The sequence below is a fragment of the Mesorhizobium silamurunense genome, from assembly GCF_014843905.1.
In the GTDB taxonomy this organism is placed as follows: Bacteria; Pseudomonadota; Alphaproteobacteria; order Rhizobiales; family Rhizobiaceae; genus Mesorhizobium; species Mesorhizobium silamurunense.
On sequence record NZ_LPVS01000009.1, the window covers coordinates 1 to 21,655 of the forward strand.

Annotated in this window: 16 protein-coding genes and 3 pseudogenes; 15 read left to right on the top strand and 4 right to left on the bottom strand. The window is 62.4% G+C overall.

Annotation, left to right across the window (positions count from 1 at the left end):
- Positions 1-264: 264 nt before the first annotated feature.
- On the bottom strand, positions 265-606 hold the full coding sequence (locus AU465_RS00735) for a hypothetical protein (RefSeq protein WP_192243046.1): 342 nt from the start codon (positions 604-606) through the stop codon (positions 265-267).
- A gap of 129 nt (positions 607-735) precedes the next feature.
- A complete protein-coding gene (locus AU465_RS00740) occupies positions 736-1,746 on the bottom strand; it encodes an alpha/beta fold hydrolase (RefSeq protein WP_246505799.1) in 1,011 nt (336 codons plus the stop codon).
- A gap of 766 nt (positions 1,747-2,512) precedes the next feature.
- On the opposite strand from AU465_RS00740, the gene secE reads away from it, so the two are divergent.
- From secE to AU465_RS00785, 9 genes are all read left to right on the top strand, one after another.
- Positions 2,513-2,716 carry a preprotein translocase subunit SecE gene (secE, locus tag AU465_RS00745; RefSeq protein WP_095805841.1) on the top strand — a complete coding sequence of 68 codons (204 nt, stop codon included), beginning with the start codon at positions 2,513-2,515 and terminating at the stop codon, positions 2,714-2,716.
- 27 nt (positions 2,717-2,743) lie between these two features.
- Positions 2,744-3,271 (top strand): transcription termination/antitermination protein NusG, encoded by a 528-nt coding sequence (gene nusG, locus AU465_RS00750; protein ID WP_059189556.1) that lies wholly within the window; start codon positions 2,744-2,746, stop codon positions 3,269-3,271.
- Between the two features lie 161 nt (positions 3,272-3,432).
- Positions 3,433-3,861 carry a 50S ribosomal protein L11 gene (gene rplK / locus AU465_RS00755; RefSeq protein ID WP_059189557.1) on the top strand — a complete coding sequence of 143 codons (429 nt, stop codon included), beginning with the start codon at positions 3,433-3,435 and terminating at the stop codon, positions 3,859-3,861.
- A gap of 4 nt (positions 3,862-3,865) precedes the next feature.
- The gene (gene rplA, locus AU465_RS00760) at positions 3,866-4,564 is read left to right on the top strand and encodes a 50S ribosomal protein L1 (protein ID WP_192243050.1); all 699 of its coding nucleotides are present in this window, start codon (positions 3,866-3,868) and stop codon (positions 4,562-4,564) included.
- Between the two features lie 369 nt (positions 4,565-4,933).
- The gene (gene rplJ / locus AU465_RS00765; RefSeq protein WP_192243052.1) at positions 4,934-5,452 is read left to right on the top strand and encodes a 50S ribosomal protein L10; all 519 of its coding nucleotides are present in this window, start codon (positions 4,934-4,936) and stop codon (positions 5,450-5,452) included.
- Between the two features lie 54 nt (positions 5,453-5,506).
- The gene (gene rplL, locus AU465_RS00770) at positions 5,507-5,887 is read left to right on the top strand and encodes a 50S ribosomal protein L7/L12 (RefSeq protein ID WP_192243054.1); all 381 of its coding nucleotides are present in this window, start codon (positions 5,507-5,509) and stop codon (positions 5,885-5,887) included.
- 266 nt (positions 5,888-6,153) lie between these two features.
- A complete protein-coding gene (rpoB, locus tag AU465_RS00775; RefSeq protein WP_192243056.1) occupies positions 6,154-10,290 on the top strand; it encodes a DNA-directed RNA polymerase subunit beta in 4,137 nt (1,378 codons plus the stop codon).
- Between the two features lie 129 nt (positions 10,291-10,419).
- On the top strand, positions 10,420-14,616 hold the full coding sequence (gene rpoC / locus AU465_RS00780; protein ID WP_192243058.1) for a DNA-directed RNA polymerase subunit beta': 4,197 nt from the start codon (positions 10,420-10,422) through the stop codon (positions 14,614-14,616).
- A gap of 77 nt (positions 14,617-14,693) precedes the next feature.
- The gene (locus AU465_RS00785; protein WP_192243060.1) at positions 14,694-15,359 is read left to right on the top strand and encodes an O-methyltransferase; all 666 of its coding nucleotides are present in this window, start codon (positions 14,694-14,696) and stop codon (positions 15,357-15,359) included.
- A gap of 26 nt (positions 15,360-15,385) precedes the next feature.
- Here AU465_RS00785 and AU465_RS00790 read toward each other — a convergent pair whose 3' ends face one another.
- Positions 15,386-16,330 carry a Gfo/Idh/MocA family protein gene (locus AU465_RS00790; RefSeq protein ID WP_192243062.1) on the bottom strand — a complete coding sequence of 315 codons (945 nt, stop codon included), beginning with the start codon at positions 16,328-16,330 and terminating at the stop codon, positions 15,386-15,388.
- 98 nt (positions 16,331-16,428) lie between these two features.
- The gene (locus AU465_RS00795; RefSeq protein WP_192243064.1) at positions 16,429-16,710 is read right to left on the bottom strand and encodes a transcriptional regulator; all 282 of its coding nucleotides are present in this window, start codon (positions 16,708-16,710) and stop codon (positions 16,429-16,431) included.
- A gap of 462 nt (positions 16,711-17,172) precedes the next feature.
- On the opposite strand from AU465_RS00795, the gene rpsL reads away from it, so the two are divergent.
- From rpsL to AU465_RS00825, 6 genes and pseudogenes are all read left to right on the top strand, one after another.
- Entirely contained in the window at positions 17,173-17,544 is a 372-nt protein-coding gene (gene rpsL / locus AU465_RS00800) for a 30S ribosomal protein S12 (protein WP_006202128.1), read from the top strand.
- A gap of 62 nt (positions 17,545-17,606) precedes the next feature.
- The gene (gene rpsG, locus AU465_RS00805; protein WP_027170372.1) at positions 17,607-18,077 is read left to right on the top strand and encodes a 30S ribosomal protein S7; all 471 of its coding nucleotides are present in this window, start codon (positions 17,607-17,609) and stop codon (positions 18,075-18,077) included.
- A gap of 29 nt (positions 18,078-18,106) precedes the next feature.
- A pseudogene (gene fusA, locus AU465_RS00810) lies at positions 18,107-19,882 on the top strand (elongation factor G); the annotation flags it as partial.
- Between the two features lie 53 nt (positions 19,883-19,935).
- Positions 19,936-20,444 (top strand): annotated as a pseudogene (fusA, locus tag AU465_RS00815) (elongation factor G); the annotation flags it as partial.
- Between the two features lie 101 nt (positions 20,445-20,545).
- Positions 20,546-21,067, top strand: a pseudogene (locus AU465_RS00820) (GTP-binding protein); the annotation flags it as partial.
- Positions 21,068-21,276: 209 nt separating this feature from the next.
- Positions 21,277-21,639, top strand: coding sequence for a winged helix-turn-helix transcriptional regulator (locus AU465_RS00825; RefSeq protein ID WP_192243066.1), 363 nt, complete (start codon positions 21,277-21,279; stop codon positions 21,637-21,639).
- Positions 21,640-21,655 lie beyond the last annotated feature (16 nt).

Here is a 21,655-nt window from a genome sequence, read left to right on the forward strand (position 1 = left end):
ACATCGTCCCTTACATCCACAAGCGAAAGGTGCCGCCGCGACAGCGCTTACGGCGCATTTAAATGTGTCAGCGTTTTTAAGACCGGGGCTTGGGGCAAGGAAGCGACGGATGTGGTATCGAGCACGGCGCTTCAACGAAGGTGCTGCTAGAGATGCAATCGCCGTCGCGCAGACGGGTCGGGGCGTAAACGGTCAGCCCCTTTCCTCTCGCGATCGTTGCCGGCTAAAATCGCTGCGACCGGCAACAATCATTAAGAATAGTCCTCACTTCATACGCGTTTGCGCAAGAGCCGTGATCTCCGAAGCGCGAGGTGCAAAGGCATTGAGAAGCGGGGTTACCGTCACGGTCGTCTCTCGCTGCAACCCCAACGCCTGCGCTGAGGGAAGCATACGTTCTTGGATAAAGGACTCGAAGCCGTCCTTGCTGCTCCACAGTTCGATGACGCGAAGGCCTGCTCCGCCGTCGAGAGGGGCTGCAATGTGCAAGTAGATGTCCGGTGCCGGCGTGTGTTCCACACCCATCTTGCGAAGGATGGCGTCGTATTCTTCCGGGGTCAAGGCGGTTATGTCAAGGACGGCGACCCAGGTCTGCGTGTTGATACTCATACGTGTCTCCTTGGCTGAGTGCGGATTGCTGAGTTTAATTTACAGATGATTTAGCGCTTGAGTTGGAGTTGAGTGCAGCACACCGACCATGCCTGCAGGGACCGTTTTGGCCAGTTGATGTCGCTCCGATTAATTCGGCGACCAATCCTCGGGCGCGATGCTGCTACCCAAGAACGCTTCAATAATGTGGTACAGGGCTTCGGGCCGTTCGTCGGGGATGAAGTGACCCGCATTCTCCATCAAAACCGGCGCTACCGAGCGCGCCACTTGTCGCATGCTTTCCGCCACCATAGATCCCAGTCCATACTTGGCTCCAATGGCTAAAACTGGAATAGTTAGCGGCGTTCGCGACAATTCGGTGTTGTCAGCGATATCGCGATCAATCGTCCGATAGAGTTGAAGACTTGTCGCCAGCCGGCCGGGCCGTGCGTAGCTGTTTTCATAATAGGTGATGACTGCTTCTGAGAAGCTGCCAGGAACGATGTGGAATCCTCTATTGCGGTAGAACCATTCTAAGAATTCTTTCTCGTGTCCCACGAGAACCTTTTCAGCAAAGTCGGGGATCTCAAAGAAACCAAAGAACCACAATGGGTTGTGAAGAAGGGGAGCGAACTGTTTCGTGGTCCAGGGGCCGTCGGGCGCACCCTCCACGATTATAAGTTTGTCAACAGCATCGCGGTGGATAGCGGCGTAGGCATAGGCTACGGGACCACCCCAATCATGGCCGACTACAGTTGCTCGTAAATAGTCAAGCCTCGTCATCAACTGGAAAAGATCTTCGGCAAGCGTCTTGCGGTCATATCCCGATGATGCGATTTGTGATTCTCCGAATCCGCGTAAGTCGACGGCAATAACGGTGTGCTTCGTTGCAAGGAGAGGCATCATTTTACGCCACTCGTGCCAATCCTCCGGCCACCCATGGATGAGCAGAATCGGCGATCCTTTCCCGCCGATCACGTAGTGAATGCGCACACCATTAACGTCAGCGAATTGGGATTGAAAGCCGACGGGGATACCGGTCATACTGTCAGCTTGAATTGAGCCTTGGTCCTTGCCTTGGACGCCAGCGTTCGTTGGTCCCGCAAGAAATAGCATCGCGGCTGCAGTTGCCGAGAGAATGAGAGTTTGCATCGCGCGCATCACGTCGCCCTTCCGGAAGTTTTTCGGGGCAACATTCAGTACCGCCCCGCTTGCAAACGGATATGCAGCTCCTACTCATCAGCAAAATCGATTGTCGCTATACGACCTATAGCGGGAATGGATAGACACCCGTACCGGTGAGCGGCTAGTTCAAGAGCGACTGTTCCTCCATAGGACCGTCGACGATATGTGCGCTTTCAATGCGAGCGCCTCAAGCAGGCAGAGCGCCCGTTCAATATCGCGGATGAGAGCGTTTAGCCTCGAGCAATGCCGAGCACCGGAGCCCGACGTCCGCCATCAACGGATTTGACATCGGGGCGCTCGTCAACTCGGGAGCGCGGAGGCGCTGCGCTCGCCACCATGAGCTGCCGTCGCTGGTCGTAGGTTCGAGCCCTGCCGCCGTGCCATCCTTAAGTGGCGGACCGAGGATCAGGGCGTCCCGTCGTTGAAAACCGGCGGGTGGCTTGCCATATTGGGAAAACTGGGGCATAAGGCCCCGCATAGCCGGGACGGAACGACTGGATGGTTCCGAGGCGGCGCTCGAACATAAAGCGGAACACTTGCCACTTGCGTGGACCAAGAATCGGTTTTATGTAGACTGAACAGACACGCGACGCGTGGAGCTGGGAAGCCGGCTTTACGCGTCCGATTTGCATGGGCGAAATGGTGGCGCTGATTCGGCGCCGGCACGGAACCCAGGCGGCACGTCCCGGCCAGCGGGATCATCCAGGAGACCCGGCCAACGGGTCTTGAAGACAGGCGGCACATGGCTTCGAAAACCACAAACCCTTTCACCTTTCTCCAGCAGGTTCGCGCGGAGACGGCCAAGGTGACATGGCCCTCGCGCCGCGAGACCATGATCTCGACGGTGATGGTCCTGGTGTTCGCGGTCATCGCCATGATCTTCTTCTTCGCCGCCGACATAGCCATGGGCTATGCGATCGAGTTCATACTGGGCCTCGGACATTAAGTTCGGCGATTACGGAGAGGTCGTGAAATGACTGCGCGGTGGTACATCGTCCACGCTTATTCGAACTTCGAGAAGAAGGTCGCCGAGGACATCGAGAACAAGGCCAAGCAGAAGGGCCTGTCCGGCGAGATCGAGCAGATCGTGGTGCCGACCGAGAAGGTCGTCGAGATCCGCCGTGGCCGCAAGGTCGATGCCGAGCGCAAGTTCTTCCCGGGCTATGTGCTTCTGAAGGCCAACCTGACGGACGCCGTGTTCTCGCTGGTCAAGAACACGCCGAAGGTCACCGGCTTCCTCGGTGACTCCAAGCCGGTGCCGATCACCGAAACCGAGGCACAGCGCATCCTGAACCAGGTGCAGGAAGGCGTCGAGCGGCCGAAGCCCTCGGTCACCTTCGAGATCGGCGAGGCGATCCGCGTCTCGGACGGCCCGTTCGCGTCGTTCAACGGCTTCGTCCAGGAAGTGGACGAGGAGCGGGCGCGCCTCAAGGTGGAAGTTTCGATCTTCGGGCGCGCGGTGCCCGTCGATCTGGAATTCGGACAGGTCGAAAAGGGCTGATCCGAAGATCCCTTGGCCGACAGGCGAAAGGGGTCGGCGGCGCGAAGAAGTGCGCTGCCATCAACGGGTGGGAGGTGAAAGCGGTTTAGCCGGCCGCTGGGACCGCACCACCAGACTGCAACCGCCGGCGTTTCCCGGCATGAGAAAAGGCAGGAATAGAGATGGCTAAGAAAGTTGCAGGCCAGCTCAAGCTCCAGGTTGCCGCGGGCTCGGCCACGCCGTCGCCCCCGATCGGCCCGGCGCTTGGTCAGCGCGGCATCAACATCATGGAGTTCTGCAAGGCGTTCAACGCGCAGACCCAGGAGCTGGAGAAGGGCTCGCCCATCCCGGTCGTCATCACCTACTACCAGGACAAGTCGTTCACCTTCGTCATGAAGACGCCGCCGGTGAGCTACTTCCTGAAGAAGGCCGCCAACCTGAAGTCGGGCTCGAAGGAGCCGGGCAAGGTCAAGGCCGGCACGATCTCGCGCGACAAGGTGCGCCAGATCGCCGAGCAGAAGATGAAGGACCTGAACGCAAACGACGTCGAGGCGGCCATGCGCATGGTCGAGGGCTCCGCCCGCTCGATGGGCCTGGAAGTGGTGGGCTAAGATCATGGCAAAGATTGCAAAGCGTGTTGCCAAGAGCCGCGAAGGCATCGATCCGAACAAGGCCTATGCGCTCTCCGAGGCGCTGCAGCTGCTCAAGGACCGGTCCACGGTGAAGTTCGACGAGACCGTCGAGGTCGCGATGAATCTCGGCGTCGATCCGCGTCATGCCGACCAGATGGTCCGCGGCGTGGTCAACCTGCCGAACGGCACCGGCCGCTCGGTGCGCGTCGCCGTGTTCGCGCGCGGCGACAAGGCCGAGGAGGCCAAGGCCGCCGGCGCCGATATCGTTGGCGCCGAGGATCTGGTCGAGATCGTCCAGAAGGGCACGATCGACTTCGATCGCTGCATCGCCACCCCGGACATGATGCCGCTGGTCGGCCGTCTGGGTAAGGTGCTCGGCCCGCGCGGCATGATGCCGAACCCGAAGGTCGGCACCGTGACCACCGATGTCGCGGCCGCCGTCAAGGCTTCGAAGGGCGGCGCCGTCGAGTTCCGCGTCGAGAAGGCCGGCATCGTCCAGGCCGGCGTCGGCAAGGTCTCGTTCGACGTCAAGGCGCTGGAAGAGAATGTGCGGGCCTTCGCCGATGCGGTGAACAAGGCAAAGCCCGCCGGCGCCAAGGGCAACTACGTCAAGAAGGTGTCGGTCACCTCGACGATGGGCCCCGGCCTTAAGCTCGACATCGCGACGCTCGCCGCGTCGTAAGTGTCGCCTGACCGGCTTCAGGCCGGTCGCATAAGAATTCCGGACCGCCGATCCGTTGGCGGTCCGGTAACCCGGAGGCCGAAAGGTTTCCGGATATCCTGTCCGAGATTGCAGGCGGCCCAAAGCCTTAATTCGTCTGGGCCTGCATGAGACGGGTGAAGACCCGACAAAGGAGCAAGATGCTCCAATGAAAGGTTCGAACCGTGTTTGCCTTTTGTCAGCGCATCGCCGGCTTGGCCGTAGGTGTGGCGAAAGGGGGCAGGATCCTCGAGCGCCGTTCGGGAGATCCGTTTTTGGATGGCCCGGCCGGCAAAAGGCAACCCGACTTCTGACCTCGTGAATGGGGCAGGGGTCAACTGGAGATAGGCAGTGGACAGAGCGGAAAAACGCGAACTCGTCACGGGCCTGAATGATGCGTTCTCGAACGCGGGTTCAGTCGTCGTGGCCCACTACGCCGGTATCACCGTCGCGCAAATGAACGACCTTCGGTCGAAAATGCGCGCCGCCGGTGGCACCGTCAAAGTCGCGAAGAACCGTCTCGCCAAGATCGCTCTTCAGGGCACGGACTCCGCATCGATCATCGATCTGTTCAAGGGACAGACGCTGGTCGCTTATTCGGAGGATCCGATTGCGGCGCCGAAGGTCGCGTCCGATTTCGCCAAGGGAAATGACAAGCTCGTCATTCTCGGCGGCGCGATGGGCACCACCTCGCTCGACGCCGACGGTGTGAAGGCACTCGCCACACTTCCGTCGCTCGACGAGCTGCGCGCCAAGCTGGTTGGCATGATCGCCACGCCGGCAACCCGGATCGCCCAGATCGTCAATGCGCCCGCGGCTTCGGTCGCGCGCGTCATCGGCGCTTACGCCCGGAAGGACGAGGCGGCATGAGGCCGTTCCTCGCTGTCAACAACACACGTTCGAACCTAGTAAAGGAATACAAAAATGGCTGATCTGGCAAAGATCGTAGACGACCTTTCGAAGCTGACCGTCCTCGAGGCGGCCGAGCTGTCGAAGCTCCTGGAAGAGAAGTGGGGCGTTTCGGCCGCCGCTCCGGTGGCGGTTGCCGCTGCTGGCGGTGGTGCTGGCGCTGCTGCAGCCCCGGCTGAAGAGAAGACGGAATTCGACGTCGTTCTCGCCGACGCCGGCGCCCAGAAGATCAACGTCATCAAGGAAGTCCGCGCCATCACCGGTCTTGGCCTCAAGGAAGCCAAGGACCTGGTCGAAGCGGCTCCGAAGCCGGTCAAGGAAGGCGTTTCCAAGGCAGACGCCGACAAGTTCAAGGCTCAGTTGGAAGCAGCTGGCGCCAAGGTCGAGCTGAAGTAAGCCCTATGGCCGAGGGCGGGCGGCCTCGCGCTGTCCGCCCCCTCCCTTGACGAAGGGAGGCTTCACGACGCGAGACGTTTGAAAACCTCTTTCCTGAGGGCCGGAAGCGGCCTTCAGGAAACGGGTTTTCTCCCGTTTTTGGCCGGCAGCCGCCAAGCAATTGGAAAGGCAGCCGGAAAACAGACAGGGGCAGCCGGCGAGGCGGCCCGTTGGTGCAAGGCGAACCGCGGCGAGGTTCGCCCCGAGTTTTGAGCTAAGGAGCGACGATGGCCCAGACCCAGACTTTCAATGGCCGCAGACGCGTACGCAAGTTCTTCGGAAAGATCCCGGAAGTTGCGGAGATGCCGAACCTGATCGAGGTTCAGAAGGCATCCTATGACCAGTTCCTGATGGTGGACGAGCCCAAGGGCGGGCGTCCGGACGAGGGACTGCAGGCCGTTTTCAAGTCGGTCTTCCCGATCTCCGATTTTTCCGGCTCCTCGATGCTGGAATTCGTGAAGTATGAGTTCGAAGGACCGAAATTCGACGTTGACGAGTGCCGTCAGCGCGACCTGACCTATGCCGCGCCGCTCAAGGTGACGCTGCGCCTCATCGTGTTCGATATCGATGAGGATACCGGCGCGAAGTCGATCAAGGACATCAAGGAACAGGACGTCTACATGGGCGACATGCCGCTCATGACGTCGAACGGCACCTTTATCGTCAACGGCACCGAGCGCGTCATCGTCTCGCAGATGCACCGCTCGCCGGGCGTCTTCTTCGACCATGACAAGGGCAAGTCGCACTCGTCGGGCAAGCTTCTGTTTGCCGCGCGCGTCATCCCCTACCGCGGCTCGTGGCTCGACATTGAGTTCGACTCCAAGGACGTCGTGCACGCCCGTATCGATCGCCGCCGCAAGATTCCGGTGACGTCGCTCCTGATGGCGCTCGGCATGGACGGCGAGGAGATCCTGTCGACCTTCTACAACAAGATCACCTACAAGCGCGCCGGCGACCATTGGCGCATCCCGTTCAACGTCGATCGTTTCCGCGGCCTCAAGGCCGTCGGCGACCTGGTCGACGCGGATACGGGTGAGATCGTCGTCGAGGCCGGCAAGAAGATCACCGCCCGCCAGGCCCGCCAGCTCGGCGAGAAAGGCCTCAAGGCGATCAAGGCGACCGACGAGGATCTGCTCGGCAACTACCTGGCCGAGGACATCGTCAACTACGCCACCGGCGAGATCTTCCTCGAGGCCGGCGACGAGATCGACGACAAGACGCTGAAGGTGCTGCTCGGCACCGGCGAGGACGAGATCCAGATCCTCGACATCGATCACGTCAATGTCGGCGCCTACATCCGCAACACGCTCGCCGTCGACAAGAACGAGAGCCGCCAGGACGCTCTGTTCGACATCTACCGCGTCATGCGTCCGGGCGAGCCGCCGACGCTCGAGACCGCCGAGGCCATGTTCAACTCGCTGTTCTTCGACAGCGAGCGCTATGACCTGTCGGCCGTCGGCCGCGTCAAGATGAACATGCGCCTCGAACTCAAGGCCGAGGACACCGTGCGCGTGCTGCGCAAGGAAGACATCCTGGCCGTGGTCAAGACGCTGGTGGAACTGCGCGACGGCAAGGGCGAGATCGACGACATCGACAATCTCGGCAACCGCCGCGTGCGCTCGGTCGGCGAGCTGATGGAGAACCAGTACCGCGTCGGCCTGCTGCGCATGGAGCGCGCGATCAAGGAGCGCATGTCCTCGATCGAGATCGACACGGTCATGCCGCAGGACCTGATCAACGCCAAGCCGGCGGCTGCCGCCGTGCGCGAGTTCTTCGGCTCCTCGCAGCTGTCGCAGTTCATGGACCAGACCAACCCGCTGTCGGAGATCACCCACAAGCGCCGCCTGTCGGCGCTTGGACCGGGCGGTCTGACCCGCGAGCGCGCCGGCTTCGAGGTGCGCGACGTGCACCCGACGCATTACGGCCGCATCTGCCCGATCGAGACGCCGGAAGGCCCGAATATCGGTCTGATCAACTCGCTCGCCACCTTTGCGCGCGTCAACAAGTACGGCTTCATCGAGAGCCCGTACCGCAAGATCGTCAACGGCAAGCTGACCAATGAAGTCGTCTATCTGTCGGCGATGGAAGAGGCCAAGCACCATGTCGCGCAGGCCAACGCCGAACTCGACAAGAACGGCGGCTTCGTCGACGAGTTCGTCATCTGCCGCAATGCCGGCGAGGTGATGATGGCGCCGCGCGAGAACGTCGACCTGATGGACGTGTCGCCGAAGCAGATGGTGTCGGTGGCGGCGGCGCTCATCCCGTTCCTCGAGAACGACGACGCCAACCGCGCGCTGATGGGCTCGAACATGCAGCGTCAGGCCGTGCCGCTGGTGCGCGCCGAGGCGCCGTTCGTCGGCACCGGCATGGAGCCGGTCGTTGCCCGCGACTCGGGCGCCGCTATCGGCGCCCGCCGTGGCGGCGTGGTCGACCAGGTGGACGCCACCCGTATCGTCATCCGCGCGACGGAAGATCTCGACCCGGGCAAGTCCGGCGTCGACATCTACCGGCTGATGAAGTTCCAGCGTTCGAACCAGAACACCTGCATCAACCAGCGTCCGCTGGTGCGTGTCGGCGATCGGGTCAACAAGGGCGACATCATCGCCGACGGTCCCTCGACCGAGCTCGGCGATCTGGCGCTCGGCCGCAACGTGCTGGTCGCGTTCATGCCGTGGAACGGCTACAACTACGAGGACTCGATCCTGCTCTCCGAGCGCATCGTGGCCGACGACGTCTTCACCTCGATCCACATCGAGGAGTTCGAGGTCATGGCCCGCGACACCAAACTCGGACCGGAGGAAATCACGCGCGACATTCCGAACGTCTCGGAAGAGGCGCTGAAGAACCTCGACGAGGCCGGCATCGTCTATATCGGCGCCGAAGTACAACCGGGCGACATCCTGGTCGGCAAGATCACGCCGAAGGGCGAAAGCCCGATGACGCCGGAAGAAAAGTTGCTGCGCGCCATCTTCGGCGAAAAGGCCTCGGACGTTCGCGACACCTCCATGCGCATGCCTCCGGGCACCTTCGGCACGGTCGTCGAAGTGCGCGTCTTCAACCGCCACGGCGTGGAGAAGGACGAGCGCGCCATGGCGATCGAGCGCGAGGAGATCGAGCGCCTGGCCAAGGACCGCGACGACGAGCAGGCGATCCTCGACCGCAACGTCTACTCGCGCCTGTCCGACATGCTGGTCGGCAAGGATGCGATCGCTGGACCGAAGGGCTTCAAGAAGGGCTCGAAGCTGTCGAAGGACACGCTCGACGAGTATCCGCGCTCGCAGTGGTGGCAGTTCGCCGTGGAGAACGAAAAGCTCCAGAGCGAGCTGGAAGCCCTGCGCGGCCAGTACGACGATTCCAAGAAGGCGCTCGAGCAGCGCTTCATGGACAAGGTCGAGAAGGTGCAGCGCGGCGACGAGATGCCTCCGGGCGTCATGAAGATGGTCAAGGTCTTCGTGGCGGTGAAGCGCAAGATGCAGCCGGGCGACAAGATGGCCGGCCGTCATGGCAACAAGGGTGTCGTGTCGCGCATCGTTCCGGTCGAGGACATGCCTTTCCTCGAGGACGGCACGCATGCCGATATCGTGCTCAACCCGCTGGGTGTGCCGAGCCGCATGAATGTCGGCCAGATCCTGGAAACGCATCTGGGCTGGGCCTGCGCCGGTATGGGCAGGAAGATCGGCGAGCTGATCGACGCGTACAAGGCGGGCGGCGACATCAAGCCGTTGCGCAAGACGCTCGAAAGCTTCATGCCGGCCAACGACCGCAACGAACCGGTCCGCAGCTATGACGACGAGAGCATCATCCGCCTCAGCGAGCAGATGCGTCGCGGCGTCTCCATCGCGACCCCGGTGTTCGACGGCGCGCACGAGGCCGATATCAACACCATGCTGGAGCAGGCTGGCCTGCACACCAGCGGGCAGTCGCAGCTTTATGACGGCCGCACCGGCGAGCCGTTCGATCGCAAGGTGACGATGGGCTACATCTATATGCTCAAGCTTCACCACCTGGTGGACGACAAGATCCACGCGCGCTCGATCGGTCCGTACTCGCTCGTCACCCAGCAGCCGCTGGGCGGCAAGGCGCAGTTCGGCGGCCAGCGCTTCGGCGAAATGGAGGTTTGGGCGCTGGAAGCCTACGGCGCCGCCTACACGCTGCAGGAGATGCTCACGGTGAAGTCGGACGATGTCGCCGGCCGTACCAAGGTCTACGAGGCGATCGTCAGAGGCGACGACACCTTCGAGGCCGGCATTCCCGAGAGCTTCAACGTTCTCGTCAAGGAAATGCGGTCTCTCGGCCTCAATGTCGAACTGGAGAACACCAAGCTCGACGAAGCCCCTGTGCGGCTGCCCGACGCGGCCGAGTAAGGCAACGGCGCGTCGCGATTACACGCGACGCGCCTCTCAAATTCTCGGCCGGTCAGGCCGGCCAGTCTGCGGGCATTCGGCCCGCGCTCGATGCAAGGGGTTTTCGAGGACCCCGAAAAGGAGAACGGCATGAACCAAGAGGTCATGAATCTCTTCAACCCCCAGGCGCCTGCGCAGGTGTTCGATTCCATCCGGATCTCGCTCGCCAGCCCTGAGAAGATTCTGTCCTGGTCGTTCGGCGAGATCAAAAAGCCGGAGACCATCAACTACCGCACCTTCAAGCCGGAGCGTGACGGTCTGTTCTGCGCGCGCATTTTTGGCCCGATCAAGGACTACGAGTGCCTGTGCGGCAAATACAAGCGCATGAAGTACAAGGGCGTCATCTGCGAGAAGTGCGGCGTCGAAGTCACGCTGTCGCGCGTCCGCCGCGAGCGCATGGGCCATATCGAGCTCGCCGCGCCCGTCGCCCACATCTGGTTCCTGAAGTCGCTGCCCTCGCGCATCGGCACGCTGCTCGACATGACGCTGAAGGATATCGAGCGCGTCCTCTACTTCGAGAACTACATCGTCACCGAGCCCGGCCTCACCGCGCTGAAGGAGCACCAGCTGCTCAGCGAGGAAGAGTACATGCTGGCCGTCGACGAGTATGGCGAGGACTCGTTCACCGCCATGATCGGCGCCGAGGCCATCCATGACCTTCTGGCCGGCATGGACCTGGAGAAGATCGCCGGCGATCTGCGCTCGGAGCTGGCTTCGACCACGTCCGAGCTCAAGCAGAAGAAGTTGCTTAAGCGGCTCAAGGTCGTCGAGAACTTCATGGAATCCGGCAACCGTCCGGAATGGATGATCATGAAGGTGGTTCCGGTGATTCCGCCGGATCTGCGTCCGCTGGTTCCGCTTGACGGCGGACGCTTCGCTACGTCCGACCTCAACGATCTCTATCGTCGCGTCATCAACCGCAACAACCGCTTGAAGCGGCTGATCGAGCTGCGCGCGCCGGGCATTATCGTGCGCAACGAAAAGCGCATGCTGCAGGAGGCCGTCGACGCGCTGTTCGACAACGGCCGCCGCGGCCGCGTCATCACCGGCGCCAACAAGCGCCCGCTGAAGTCGCTGTCCGACATGCTGAAGGGCAAGCAGGGCCGGTTCCGCCAGAACCTGCTCGGCAAACGCGTCGACTATTCCGGCCGCTCGGTCATCGTGACCGGTCCGGAGCTCAAGCTGCATCAGTGCGGCCTGCCGAAGAAGATGGCGCTCGAACTGTTCAAGCCCTTCATCTACGCCCGCCTCGACGCCAAGGGCTTCTCCTCGACCGTCAAGCAGGCGAAGAAGCTGGTCGAGAAGGAGCGTCCGGAGGTTTGGGATATCCTCGACGAGGTCATCCGCGAGCATCCCGTGCTCTTGAACCGCGCGCCGACGCTGCACCGCCTCGGCATCCAGGCGTTCGAGCCGATCCTGATCGAAGGCAAGGCGATCCAGCTGCATCCGCTGGTCTGCACGGCCTTCAACGCCGACTTCGACGGCGACCAGATGGCGGTCCACGTGCCGCTGTCCTTGGAAGCGCAGCTCGAAGCCCGCGTGCTGATGATGTCGACCAACAACATCCTGCACCCGGCTTCCGGCGCGCCGATCATCGTGCCGTCGCAGGACATGGTTCTCGGTCTCTACTATCTGTCGATCGTCAACCAGAACGAGCCGGGCGAGGGCATGGTGTTCGCCGACATGGGCGAGCTTCAGCACGCGCTGGAGACCAAGGCAGTGACCCTGCACGCCAAGATCAAGGGCCGCTTCCGCACCGTCGATGCCGAAGGCAAGGTGGTGTCGAAGATCTACGACACCACGCCTGGCCGCATGATCATCGGCGAGCTGCTGCCGAAGAACGTCAACGTGCCGTATGAGACCGCCAACCAGGAGATGACCAAGAAGAACATCTCCAAGATGATCGACACCGTCTACCGCCACTGCGGTCAGAAGGAGACGGTCATCTTCTGCGATCGAATCATGGCGCTCGGCTTCGCGCATGCCTGCCGCGCCGGCATTTCGTTCGGCAAGGACGACATGCTGATCCCGGATACGAAGGTGAAGCTGGTGTCCGAGACCGAGGCTTTGGCCAAGGAATACGAGCAACAGTACAATGACGGCCTGATCACCCAGGGCGAGAAGTACAACAAGGTCGTCGACGCCTGGGCCAAGTGCTCGGAAAAGGTCGCCGACGAGATGATGGCCCGCATCAAGGCCGTCGAGTTCGAGGACAACGGCCGTCAGAAGCCGATGAACTCGATCTACATGATGTCGCATTCGGGTGCGCGCGGTTCGCCCACCCAGATGCGCCAGCTCGCCGGCATGCGCGGCCTGATGGCCAAGCCTTCGGGCGAAATCATCGAGACGCCTATCATCTCGAACTTCAAGGAAGGCCTCACCGTGCTCGAGTACTTCAACTCGACCCACGGCGCCCGCAAGGGTCTGGCCGACACCGCGCTGAAGACGGCGAACTCGGGTTACCTGACCCGCCGTCTGGTCGACGTGGCGCAGGACTGCATCGTCAACTCGCTGGATTGCGGCACCGACAAGGGCCTCACCATGCAGCCGATCGTCGATGCTGGTCAGATCGTCGCCTCGGTCGGTCAGCGCGTGCTTGGCCGCACGGCGCTCGACGACATCAACCACCCGGTCACCGGCGAATTGCTGGTCAAGGCCGGCAAGCTGATGGACGAGCGCGACGTGGAGCAGATCGAGAAGGCCGGCGTGCAGTCGGTCCGCATCCGCTCGGCGCTGACCTGCGAAATCAGGACCGGCGTCTGCGCGGTCTGCTACGGTCGCGATCTTGCCCGCGGCACGCCCGTCAACCAGGGCGAGGCCGTCGGCGTCATCGCGGCGCAGTCGATCGGCGAGCCGGGCACCCAGCTCACCATGCGCACCTTCCACATGGGTGGCACCGCGCAGGTGGTGGATTCTTCGTTCCTCGAAGCCTCCTATGAGGGCAAGGTCGAGATCCGCAACCGCAACGTGGTGCGCAACTCCGAAGGCCAGCAGATGGTCATGGGCCGCAACATGGCGGTGCTGATCCTCGACGAGGCCGGCAAGGAGCGGGCCACGCACCGTGTCGCCTACGGTTCGCGCATCTTCGTGGACGACGGCGACAAGGTGAAGCGCGGCCAGCGCATCGCCGAGTGGGATCCTTATACCCGCCCGATCCTCACCGAAATCGAGGGCAAGGTGGCGTTCGAGGATCTCGTCGACGGCATCTCCGTTCAGGAGACCGCCGACGAGTCGACCGGCATCACCAAGCGCGAGGTCATCGACTGGCGTTCGACGCCGCGCGGCAGCGACCTGAAGCCGGCGATTGTCGTGCAGGACGCCAAGGGCAAGGTGGGCAAGCTGTCGAAGGGCGGCGATGCACGCTTCCTGCTCTCGGTCGAGGCCATCCTCTCGGTCGAGCCGGGCGCGCATGTCCGTCCGGGCGACGTGCTGGCGCGTATCCCGATGGAAAGCGCCAAGACCAAGGACATCACCGGTGGTCTGCCACGCGTTGCCGAACTGTTCGAGGCTCGCCGTCCGAAGGATCACGCCATCATCGCCGAGATCGACGGCACGGTCCGCTTCGGCCGCGACTACAAGAACAAGCGCCGCATCATCATCGAGCCGCATGACTCGACGCTGGAGCCGGTCGAGTACCTGATCCCGAAGGGCAAGCCGTTCCATCTGCAGGACGGCGACGTCATCGAGAAGGGCGACTACATCCTCGACGGCAACCCGGCGCCGCACGACATCCTGGCGATCAAGGGCGTGGAGGCGCTTGCGTCCTACCTCGTCAACGAGATCCAGGAGGTCTACCGCCTGCAGGGCGTGTCGATCAACGACAAGCACATCGAGGTGATCGTTCGCCAGATGCTGCAGAAGGTCGAGATCACCACGCAGGGCGACTCGACCTACATTCCGGGCGACCACGTCGACGTGATCGAGCTGGAAGAGGTCAACGAGCGGCTGATCGAGGATGGCAAGAAGCCGGCCGAAGGCCAGCCGGTGCTGCTCGGCATCACCAAGGCCTCGCTGCAGACGCCGTCCTTCATCTCCGCCGCCTCCTTCCAGGAGACGACCAGGGTGCTGACGGAAGCCGCGGTTGCCGGCAAGACCGACATGCTGCAGGGCCTGAAGGAGAACGTCATCGTCGGCCGTCTGATCCCGGCGGGCACCGGCGGCACGATGAGCCAGATCCGGCGCATCGCCACCTCGCGCGACGAGCTGATCATCGACGAGCGCCGCAAGGCCTCCGGTGTCGAGGTCGCCGAGCCGATGCTGACCAACATGGTCAACGCCGCGCAGTAAGCGCGGGACGAGAAGAAAAGAAGGAAAGGGGCCCGCGTGGCCCCTTTTCGCATTTTGGCTCAGCGAGGAAGAGAACCATGAGCGCCAGGACCTGGGCGGCCGTCGACGACTATATCGTTTCCTCTCTTTTCGATGCGGATCCTGCACTTGACGCCGTGCTTGCGGCCAACCGCGAGCAGGGCCTGCCGGCGATCGATGTCTCCGCGGCGCAGGGCAAATTGCTTTCGCTGCTGGTGCGGATTGGCAGTGCGAAAAAAGTGCTCGAGATCGGCACGCTCGGCGGCTACTCGACCATCTGGATGGCAAGGGGCCTGCCTGCCGACGGCAAGGTCGTGACCCTGGAGCTCGACCCGCACCACGCCAAGGTCGCGCGCTCGAACTTCGAGCGGGCAGGGGTTTCGGATAAGGTCGATTTGCGGGTCGGTCCGGCGCTTCATTCGCTGGCTGGGTTGGAGAGCGAAAATGCCGGTCCGTTCGACCTGATCTTCATCGACGCCGATAAGCCGAACAACCCGAATTATCTCACCTGGGCGATGCGGCTGTCGCGCTCGGGAACCGTGATCGTCTGCGACAACGTCATCCGCGATGGTGCCGTCGTGAAAAGGGACAGCGGCGATACCAATGTCGAAGGCGCACGCGCGGCGTTTTCCTTCATCGGCGCCGAGAAGCGGCTGGATGGCACCGCCATCCAGACCGTCGGCGCCAAGGGCTATGACGGCTTCGCGATTGCGGTTGTCGATTGACGCGAGCGCCGCGCCAGTCCCGCCATTCAGTCGAAGAACGCTTCGACCACGTTACGCTTGCCGAGCATAAAGGCGTCGGCGACGTGCTGGAGCGGCGCCAGGTCGACATCGGAGACGCCGGCGCGAACGATCTCGGCGAAGCGCTTGTAGAGCATCGGATATTCGGCTTCCGGCTCGTCATGGATGATCTTGCCGTCGACGGCGAGTTTTGCGCCGCCGCCTGAAAGCACCATCTTGCCCTTGTCGGTCTCGGCCAGGATGTCCCAGCTCTGCGGGCCGGTCTGCAGCCAGTCGAGTTCCATCGTCACCGGCAGCCCGTTCGAGGTGCGGAAGATGACATGAGCCGCGACCGGCGAAGCGCGGTTCTCGGGGAAGTCGAGCACGGCCGAGGTGATGAACATCGGCGGCAGGATGTGGGTGGCGATAGACAGCGCGTTGATCCCGGGGTCGAACACGCCGAAACCGCCCGGCGCCCAGATCCATTCCTGGTTCGGGTGCCAGCGGCGCACGTCCTCTTTCCAGTTGATGGCGGCCGAGCCGATTTTCGCCGACGCCAGGAAGGCCCGCGCGGCCTCGACCGCCGGCGCATAGCGCGAATGCCAGCTGGCGAAGAGCGAGACGCTGTTCTTCGCGGCAAGCGCCTTCAGGTTTTCGACCTCGCTGACGGTGGCGCCCGGCGGCTTCTCCAGGAAGACGTGCTTCCCGGCTTCGAGCGCCGTGCGCGCCGCGTCGTAGCGGAACTGCGGCGGCATGCAGAGCGAGACGGCTTCCAGGCCGGGCTCGGCGTCGAGCATCGCCTCGATCGTCGGATAGTTCGGGATGCCGTCCACCTTGCCGTGTCGGCTGGCCGCGGCCGCAAGTTGATAGTTGGCGTCCTTGGCGAGCGCCGGGAGGTGCTGATCGCGGACGATCTTACCCACGCCGACTATACCGAGTTTGATGGGGCCGAGCCTGGTGGGATTGCTGGTCATGGGAACTCCGGGGGATAGGAAGAGATAGGTGTTTCTAGGCAGGACAAAGCTGCCCGGCAAGCCGGGAGGACATCATGCCGCCGGGTCGGCGTCTTGAATCAGACCGGTTCGTCGAAGGTGACGATCGAGACCTCGCCTTCGAGCGCGCCCTGATAGGCCGACAGATGCGGCTCCTCGTCGGGTACGCCGTCCATGTCGCCGATCTGGTCGAGCTCCGCCTCGGCGTAGCCCTCGGCGGCGAGCGATTCGAGCGCGCGGCGCACGGCCGAATCGTCATCCGGCGCCACCAGCATCACATGGACGCCCTCCGGCTTGCCGCCTTTCTTCTTCCAGACCCGTCCGGTGATGATGGTGACCGGGCGTTCCTCATTGTCGTTCACGGGCTGATTCCTCCGCGCGTGGCCGTTTGCGCTATTCATGCCGCCTTTTGACATGAAGCCGGCGCATAGGACAGGCGAAAGCCGGTCACTTTCTTCCTCGCGCTTGAAAAAAGACGCAAGAAAATTACATGCGATTTCCGCATGGCTGCCAAGCCTCGGAATGGGCGCAATATTTGCCGCTTCGGGGTTGACGGACATCAGGCTTGCGAGTAGAAGCCGCCACGTCAGAACCGATGTGAGACTTGCCTGTCCGAAGCGACACGCTTTGGAGTTTGCCTCAAACAGGGTTCGTTTTACGAGCGAAAAGACATCTCCGGCGCGCATGAAGCGGCTTCCGCTTCCTCTGCAATTTGTTCGGGCAGGACCGCGAGGCGCGGTGTGTTGCCCGAATTTGCGTATGGAAATGACGCTTTGAGCGGCCCTGACAGGGCAAGACACGGAATTGAGAGACAAGAGGGTTTAATGCCTACCGTCAACCAGCTGATCCGCAAGCCGCGCCTGGCGCCGGTGAAGCGCAACAAGGTCCCGGCCATGCAGCAGAACCCGCAGAAGCGGGGCGTCTGCACGCGCGTCTATACCACGACGCCGAAGAAGCCGAACTCGGCGCTGCGCAAGGTGGCCAAGATCCGCCTGACCAATGGTTTCGAAGTGATCGGCTACATCCCGGGCGAAGGCCATAACCTTCAGGAGCACTCGGTGGTCATGATCCGCGGCGGCCGCGTCAAGGATCTGCCGGGCGTCCGCTATCACATCATCCGCGGCGTGCTCGACACGCAGGGTGTGAAGAACCGCAAGCAGCGCCGTTCGAAATACGGTGCCAAGCGTCCGAAGTAAGGGTTTCCGGCTTCGGCGCTTTTTTTGACTGCGCCGTGCCACGAGATTGAGAGACAAAAGCCATGTCCCGTCGTCACAGTGCAGAAAAGCGTGAGATCAATCCGGACCCCAAGTTCGGCGACCTGATCGTCACCAAGTTCATGAACGCCGTCATGTATGACGGCAAGAAGTCGGTAGCCGAGACGATCGTCTACGGCGCGCTGGACCAGGTCCAGGCCAAGACCAAGCAGGAGCCGGTCACCGTCTTCCATCAGGCGCTCGACAATGTCGCGCCGCATGTGGAAGTGCGTTCGCGTCGCGTTGGCGGCGCCACCTACCAGGTTCCGGTCGACGTGCGCCCCGAGCGCCGTCAGGCGTTGGCCATCCGCTGGCTGATCGCCGCCGCGCGCAACCGCAATGAGACCACTATGGTCGACCGCCTCTCGGGCGAACTGATGGACGCGGCCAACAACCGCGGTACGGCCGTCAAGAAGCGTGAAGACACCCACAAGATGGCAGAAGCCAACCGCGCCTTCGCGCACTACCGCTGGTAAAGCGCGAACGAGACTGAGAGGCACCTCCCATGGCCCGCGAATATAAAATCGAAGACTACCGCAATTTCGGTATCATGGCGCATATCGACGCCGGCAAGACGACGACGACCGAGCGCGTCCTGTACTACACGGGCAAGTCGCACAAGATCGGCGAAGTCCATGACGGTGCTGCCACCATGGACTGGATGGAGCAGGAGCAGGAGCGCGGCATCACCATCACGTCCGCTGCCACCACGACCTTCTGGAAGGGTCGTGACGGTAAGATGCGCCGCTTCAACATCATCGACACCCCCGGACACGTCGACTTCACCATCGAGGTCGAGCGTTCGCTGCGCGTGCTCGACGGCGCGATCGCGCTGCTCGATGCCAACGCCGGCGTCGAGCCGCAGACCGAGACCGTGTGGCGCCAGGCCGACAAGTACCACGTGCCGCGCATGATCTTCTGCAACAAGATGGACAAGATCGGCGCCGACTTCTACCGCTCGGTGGAGATGATTGGCTCGCGCCTCGGCGCGCAGGCCGTCGTCATGCAGCTTCCGATCGGCGCCGAGACCGAGTTCAAGGGCATCGTCGATCTCGTCGAGATGAACGCGCTTGTCTGGCGCGACGAGACGCTGGGCGCAGCCTGGGACGTCGTCGAAATTCCGGCCGACCTCAAGGACAAGGCCGTGCAGTATCGCGAGAAGATGATCGAAGCCGCCGTCGAAATGGACGAGACCGCGCTCGAAAACTACCTCGAAGGCAACATGCCCTCGAACGACGAGATCCGCGCGCTGATCCGCAAGGGCACCATCGCGGTCAAGTTCTTCCCGATGTTCTGCGGCTCGGCCTTCAAGAACAAGGGCGTGCAGCCGCTGCTCGACGCCGTCGTCGAATACCTGCCGTCGCCGATCGACGTGCCGGCCATCAAGGGCGTCGACGCCAAGACCGACGCCGAGATCGAGCGTCATGCCGATGACAATGAACCGTTGTCGATGCTGGCGTTCAAGATCATGAACGACCCGTTCGTCGGCTCGCTGACCTTCGCCCGCATCTATTCGGGCAAGCTCACCAAGGGCACCTCGCTCGACAACACCGTCAAGGGCAAGAAGGAGCGCATCGGCCGCATGCTGCAGATGCATGCGAACTCGCGCGCCGACATCGAGGAAGCTTATGCCGGCGACATCGTGGCGCTGGCCGGCCTCAAGGACACGACCACCGGCGACACGCTCTGTGATCCGCTGCACCCGGTCATCCTCGAGCGCATGGAATTCCCCGATCCGGTCATCCAGATCGCCATCGAGCCGAAGACCAAGAACGACCAGGAAAAGATGGGCCTCGCGTTGCATCGCCTGGCGGCCGAGGATCCGTCCTTCCGCGTCAAGACCGACGAGGAAAGCGGCCAGACCATCATCGCCGGCATGGGCGAACTGCATCTCGACATCATCGTCGACCGCATGCGCCGCGAGTTCAAGGTGGAGGCCAATGTCGGCGCTCCGCAGGTGGCCTATCGCGAGACGATCACCCGCACCCACGAGCAGGACTACACGCACAAGAAGCAGACCGGCGGTACCGGCCAGTTCGCCCGCGTCAAGATCCTGTTCGAGCCGAACACCGAGAGCGAAGAGTTCGTGTTCGAGTCCAAGATCGTCGGCGGCGCGGTGCCGAAGGAATACATCCCCGGCGTCGAGAAGGGCATTCAGAGCGTCATGGGCTCCGGCCCGTTCGCGGGGTTCCCGATGATCGGCGTCAAGGCCACCCTGATCGACGGTGCCTTCCACGACGTCGACTCCTCGGTCCTGGCGTTCGAAATCGCCTCCCGCGCCTGCAGTCAATAGCCGACATTCGCTCAAGCGGATCTAAATCGCTGCGGCGTCCTGTGTTCGAGTCCAAGATCGTCGGCGGCGCGGTGCCGAAGGAATACATCCCCGGCGTCGAGAAGGGCATTCAGAGCGTCACGGGCTCCGGCCCGTTCGCGGGGTTCCCGATGATCGGCGTCAAGGCCACCCTGATCGACGGTGCCTCCACGACGTCGACTCCTCGGTCCTGGCGTTCGAAATCGCCTCCCGCGCCTGCTTCAAGGAAGCAGCGCCCCGGCTTGGCGTGCAACTCTTGGAGCCGATCATGAAGGTCGAGGTCGTTACGCCGGAAGACTATGTCGGCGGCGTCATCGGCGACCTCAACGGCCGCCGTGGCCAGATCCAGGGCCAGGAGGCGCGTGGCGTGGCGGTTGTCATCAACGCCATGGTGCCGCTCGCCAACATGTTCAAGTACGTCGACAATCTGCGTTCGATGTCGCAGGGCCGCGCCCAGTACACGATGCAGTTTGATCACTACGAACCGGTCCCTACGGCGGTGGCCCAGGAAGTCCAGAAGAAATACGCGTGAGAATGCCTGTGCCACCGGAACCGCGTTTCTTGCGCGCTTCCGGTTCGGCTGGAGCGAATATCAATTTCCCCGAGCGGGATGAGTAAAGACGGAGAAATACAGTGGCAAAAGGTAAATTCGAGCGCACCAAGCCGCATGTGAACATTGGCACGATCGGGCACGTCGATCATGGCAAGACGTCGCTGACGGCGGCGATCACGAAGTATTTTGGCGAATACAAGCGCTATGACCAGATCGACGCGGCGCCTGAAGAGAAGGCGCGCGGCATCACGATCTCGACGGCGCATGTCGAGTATGAGACGGCCAACCGTCACTATGCCCACGTCGACTGCCCCGGCCACGCCGACTATGTGAAGAACATGATCACCGGTGCCGCGCAGATGGACGGCGCGATCCTGGTGGTTTCGGCCGCCGACGGCCCGATGCCGCAGACCCGCGAGCACATCCTTTTGGCCCGCCAGGTCGGCGTGCCCTCGATCGTGGTGTTTTTGAACAAGGTCGACCAGGTCGACGACGCCGAGCTTCTGGAGCTGGTCGAGCTCGAGGTTCGCGAGCTGTTGACCAAGAACGAGTTCCCCGGCGACGACATTCCGATCGTCAAGGGCTCGGCGCTGGCAGCGCTTGCGGCACGCTGGTCCTTTCGAAGGCCGCCGTCGAGGCTCTCGAGGAGCGATTCAAATGACCGACCTTCGTCACTACGACGTGATCGTCTCGCCGGCGAGCCAAGAGTGATAGGTGCTCTCGCCAAACCGGCTGTGAGCATGCGCCGCGAATATGGACATGCCCTTTCCATAGGACTAGAACCTACCTTTTGGTAAGTGTCAGGAATTTAATGATGGAGAATGGTTTTTCCTGCGGCCTTGATGTCGCGCTGGCGGTTGTTGGGGGAAAATGGAAGCCCCTTATCCTATTCCACCTTGGCGGCCGAGCCCGCCGTTTTGGTGAATTGCGGCGGCTTGTTGTGGGCATTAGCGAAAAAATGCTTATCCAGCACCTGAAAGAGCTGGAGGCCGATGGGGTTGTTAGCCGAACAGACCATCGGGAACTGCCGCCGCGGGTGGACTACGCCCTGACGCTCTTCGGCCGAACACTGGCTGCAGCACTTGTGCCGCTATGTGCGTGGGGTGATGCTCATCGTGTCCAAGTGGCCCAGATAAAGCGAATGCAAGCCAAGCAAGAGACAGAGGTCGTCTAGACGCCCTTGGCAGGGC

Excerpts from the sequence above, each read along its gene's own strand:
- AU465_RS00735 (WP_192243046.1), bottom strand. The coding sequence starts at position 606 with ATGAGTATCAACACGCAGACCTGGGTCGCCGTCCTTGACATAACCGCC.
- AU465_RS00740 (WP_246505799.1), bottom strand. The coding sequence starts at position 1,746 with ATGCGCGCGATGCAAACTCTCATTCTCTCGGCAACTGCAGCCGCGATG.
- secE (WP_095805841.1), top strand. The coding sequence starts at position 2,513 with ATGGCTTCGAAAACCACAAACCCTTTCACCTTTCTCCAGCAGGTTCGC.
- nusG (WP_059189556.1), top strand. The coding sequence starts at position 2,744 with ATGACTGCGCGGTGGTACATCGTCCACGCTTATTCGAACTTCGAGAAG.
- rplK (WP_059189557.1), top strand. The coding sequence starts at position 3,433 with ATGGCTAAGAAAGTTGCAGGCCAGCTCAAGCTCCAGGTTGCCGCGGGC.
- rplA (WP_192243050.1), top strand. The coding sequence starts at position 3,866 with ATGGCAAAGATTGCAAAGCGTGTTGCCAAGAGCCGCGAAGGCATCGAT.
- rplL (WP_192243054.1), top strand. The coding sequence starts at position 5,507 with ATGGCTGATCTGGCAAAGATCGTAGACGACCTTTCGAAGCTGACCGTC.
- rpoB (WP_192243056.1), top strand. The coding sequence starts at position 6,154 with ATGGCCCAGACCCAGACTTTCAATGGCCGCAGACGCGTACGCAAGTTC.
- rpoC (WP_192243058.1), top strand. The coding sequence starts at position 10,420 with ATGAACCAAGAGGTCATGAATCTCTTCAACCCCCAGGCGCCTGCGCAG.
- AU465_RS00785 (WP_192243060.1), top strand. The coding sequence starts at position 14,694 with ATGAGCGCCAGGACCTGGGCGGCCGTCGACGACTATATCGTTTCCTCT.
- AU465_RS00790 (WP_192243062.1), bottom strand. The coding sequence starts at position 16,330 with ATGACCAGCAATCCCACCAGGCTCGGCCCCATCAAACTCGGTATAGTC.
- rpsL (WP_006202128.1), top strand. The coding sequence starts at position 17,173 with ATGCCTACCGTCAACCAGCTGATCCGCAAGCCGCGCCTGGCGCCGGTG.
- rpsG (WP_027170372.1), top strand. The coding sequence starts at position 17,607 with ATGTCCCGTCGTCACAGTGCAGAAAAGCGTGAGATCAATCCGGACCCC.
- AU465_RS00825 (WP_192243066.1), top strand. The coding sequence starts at position 21,277 with ATGATGGAGAATGGTTTTTCCTGCGGCCTTGATGTCGCGCTGGCGGTT.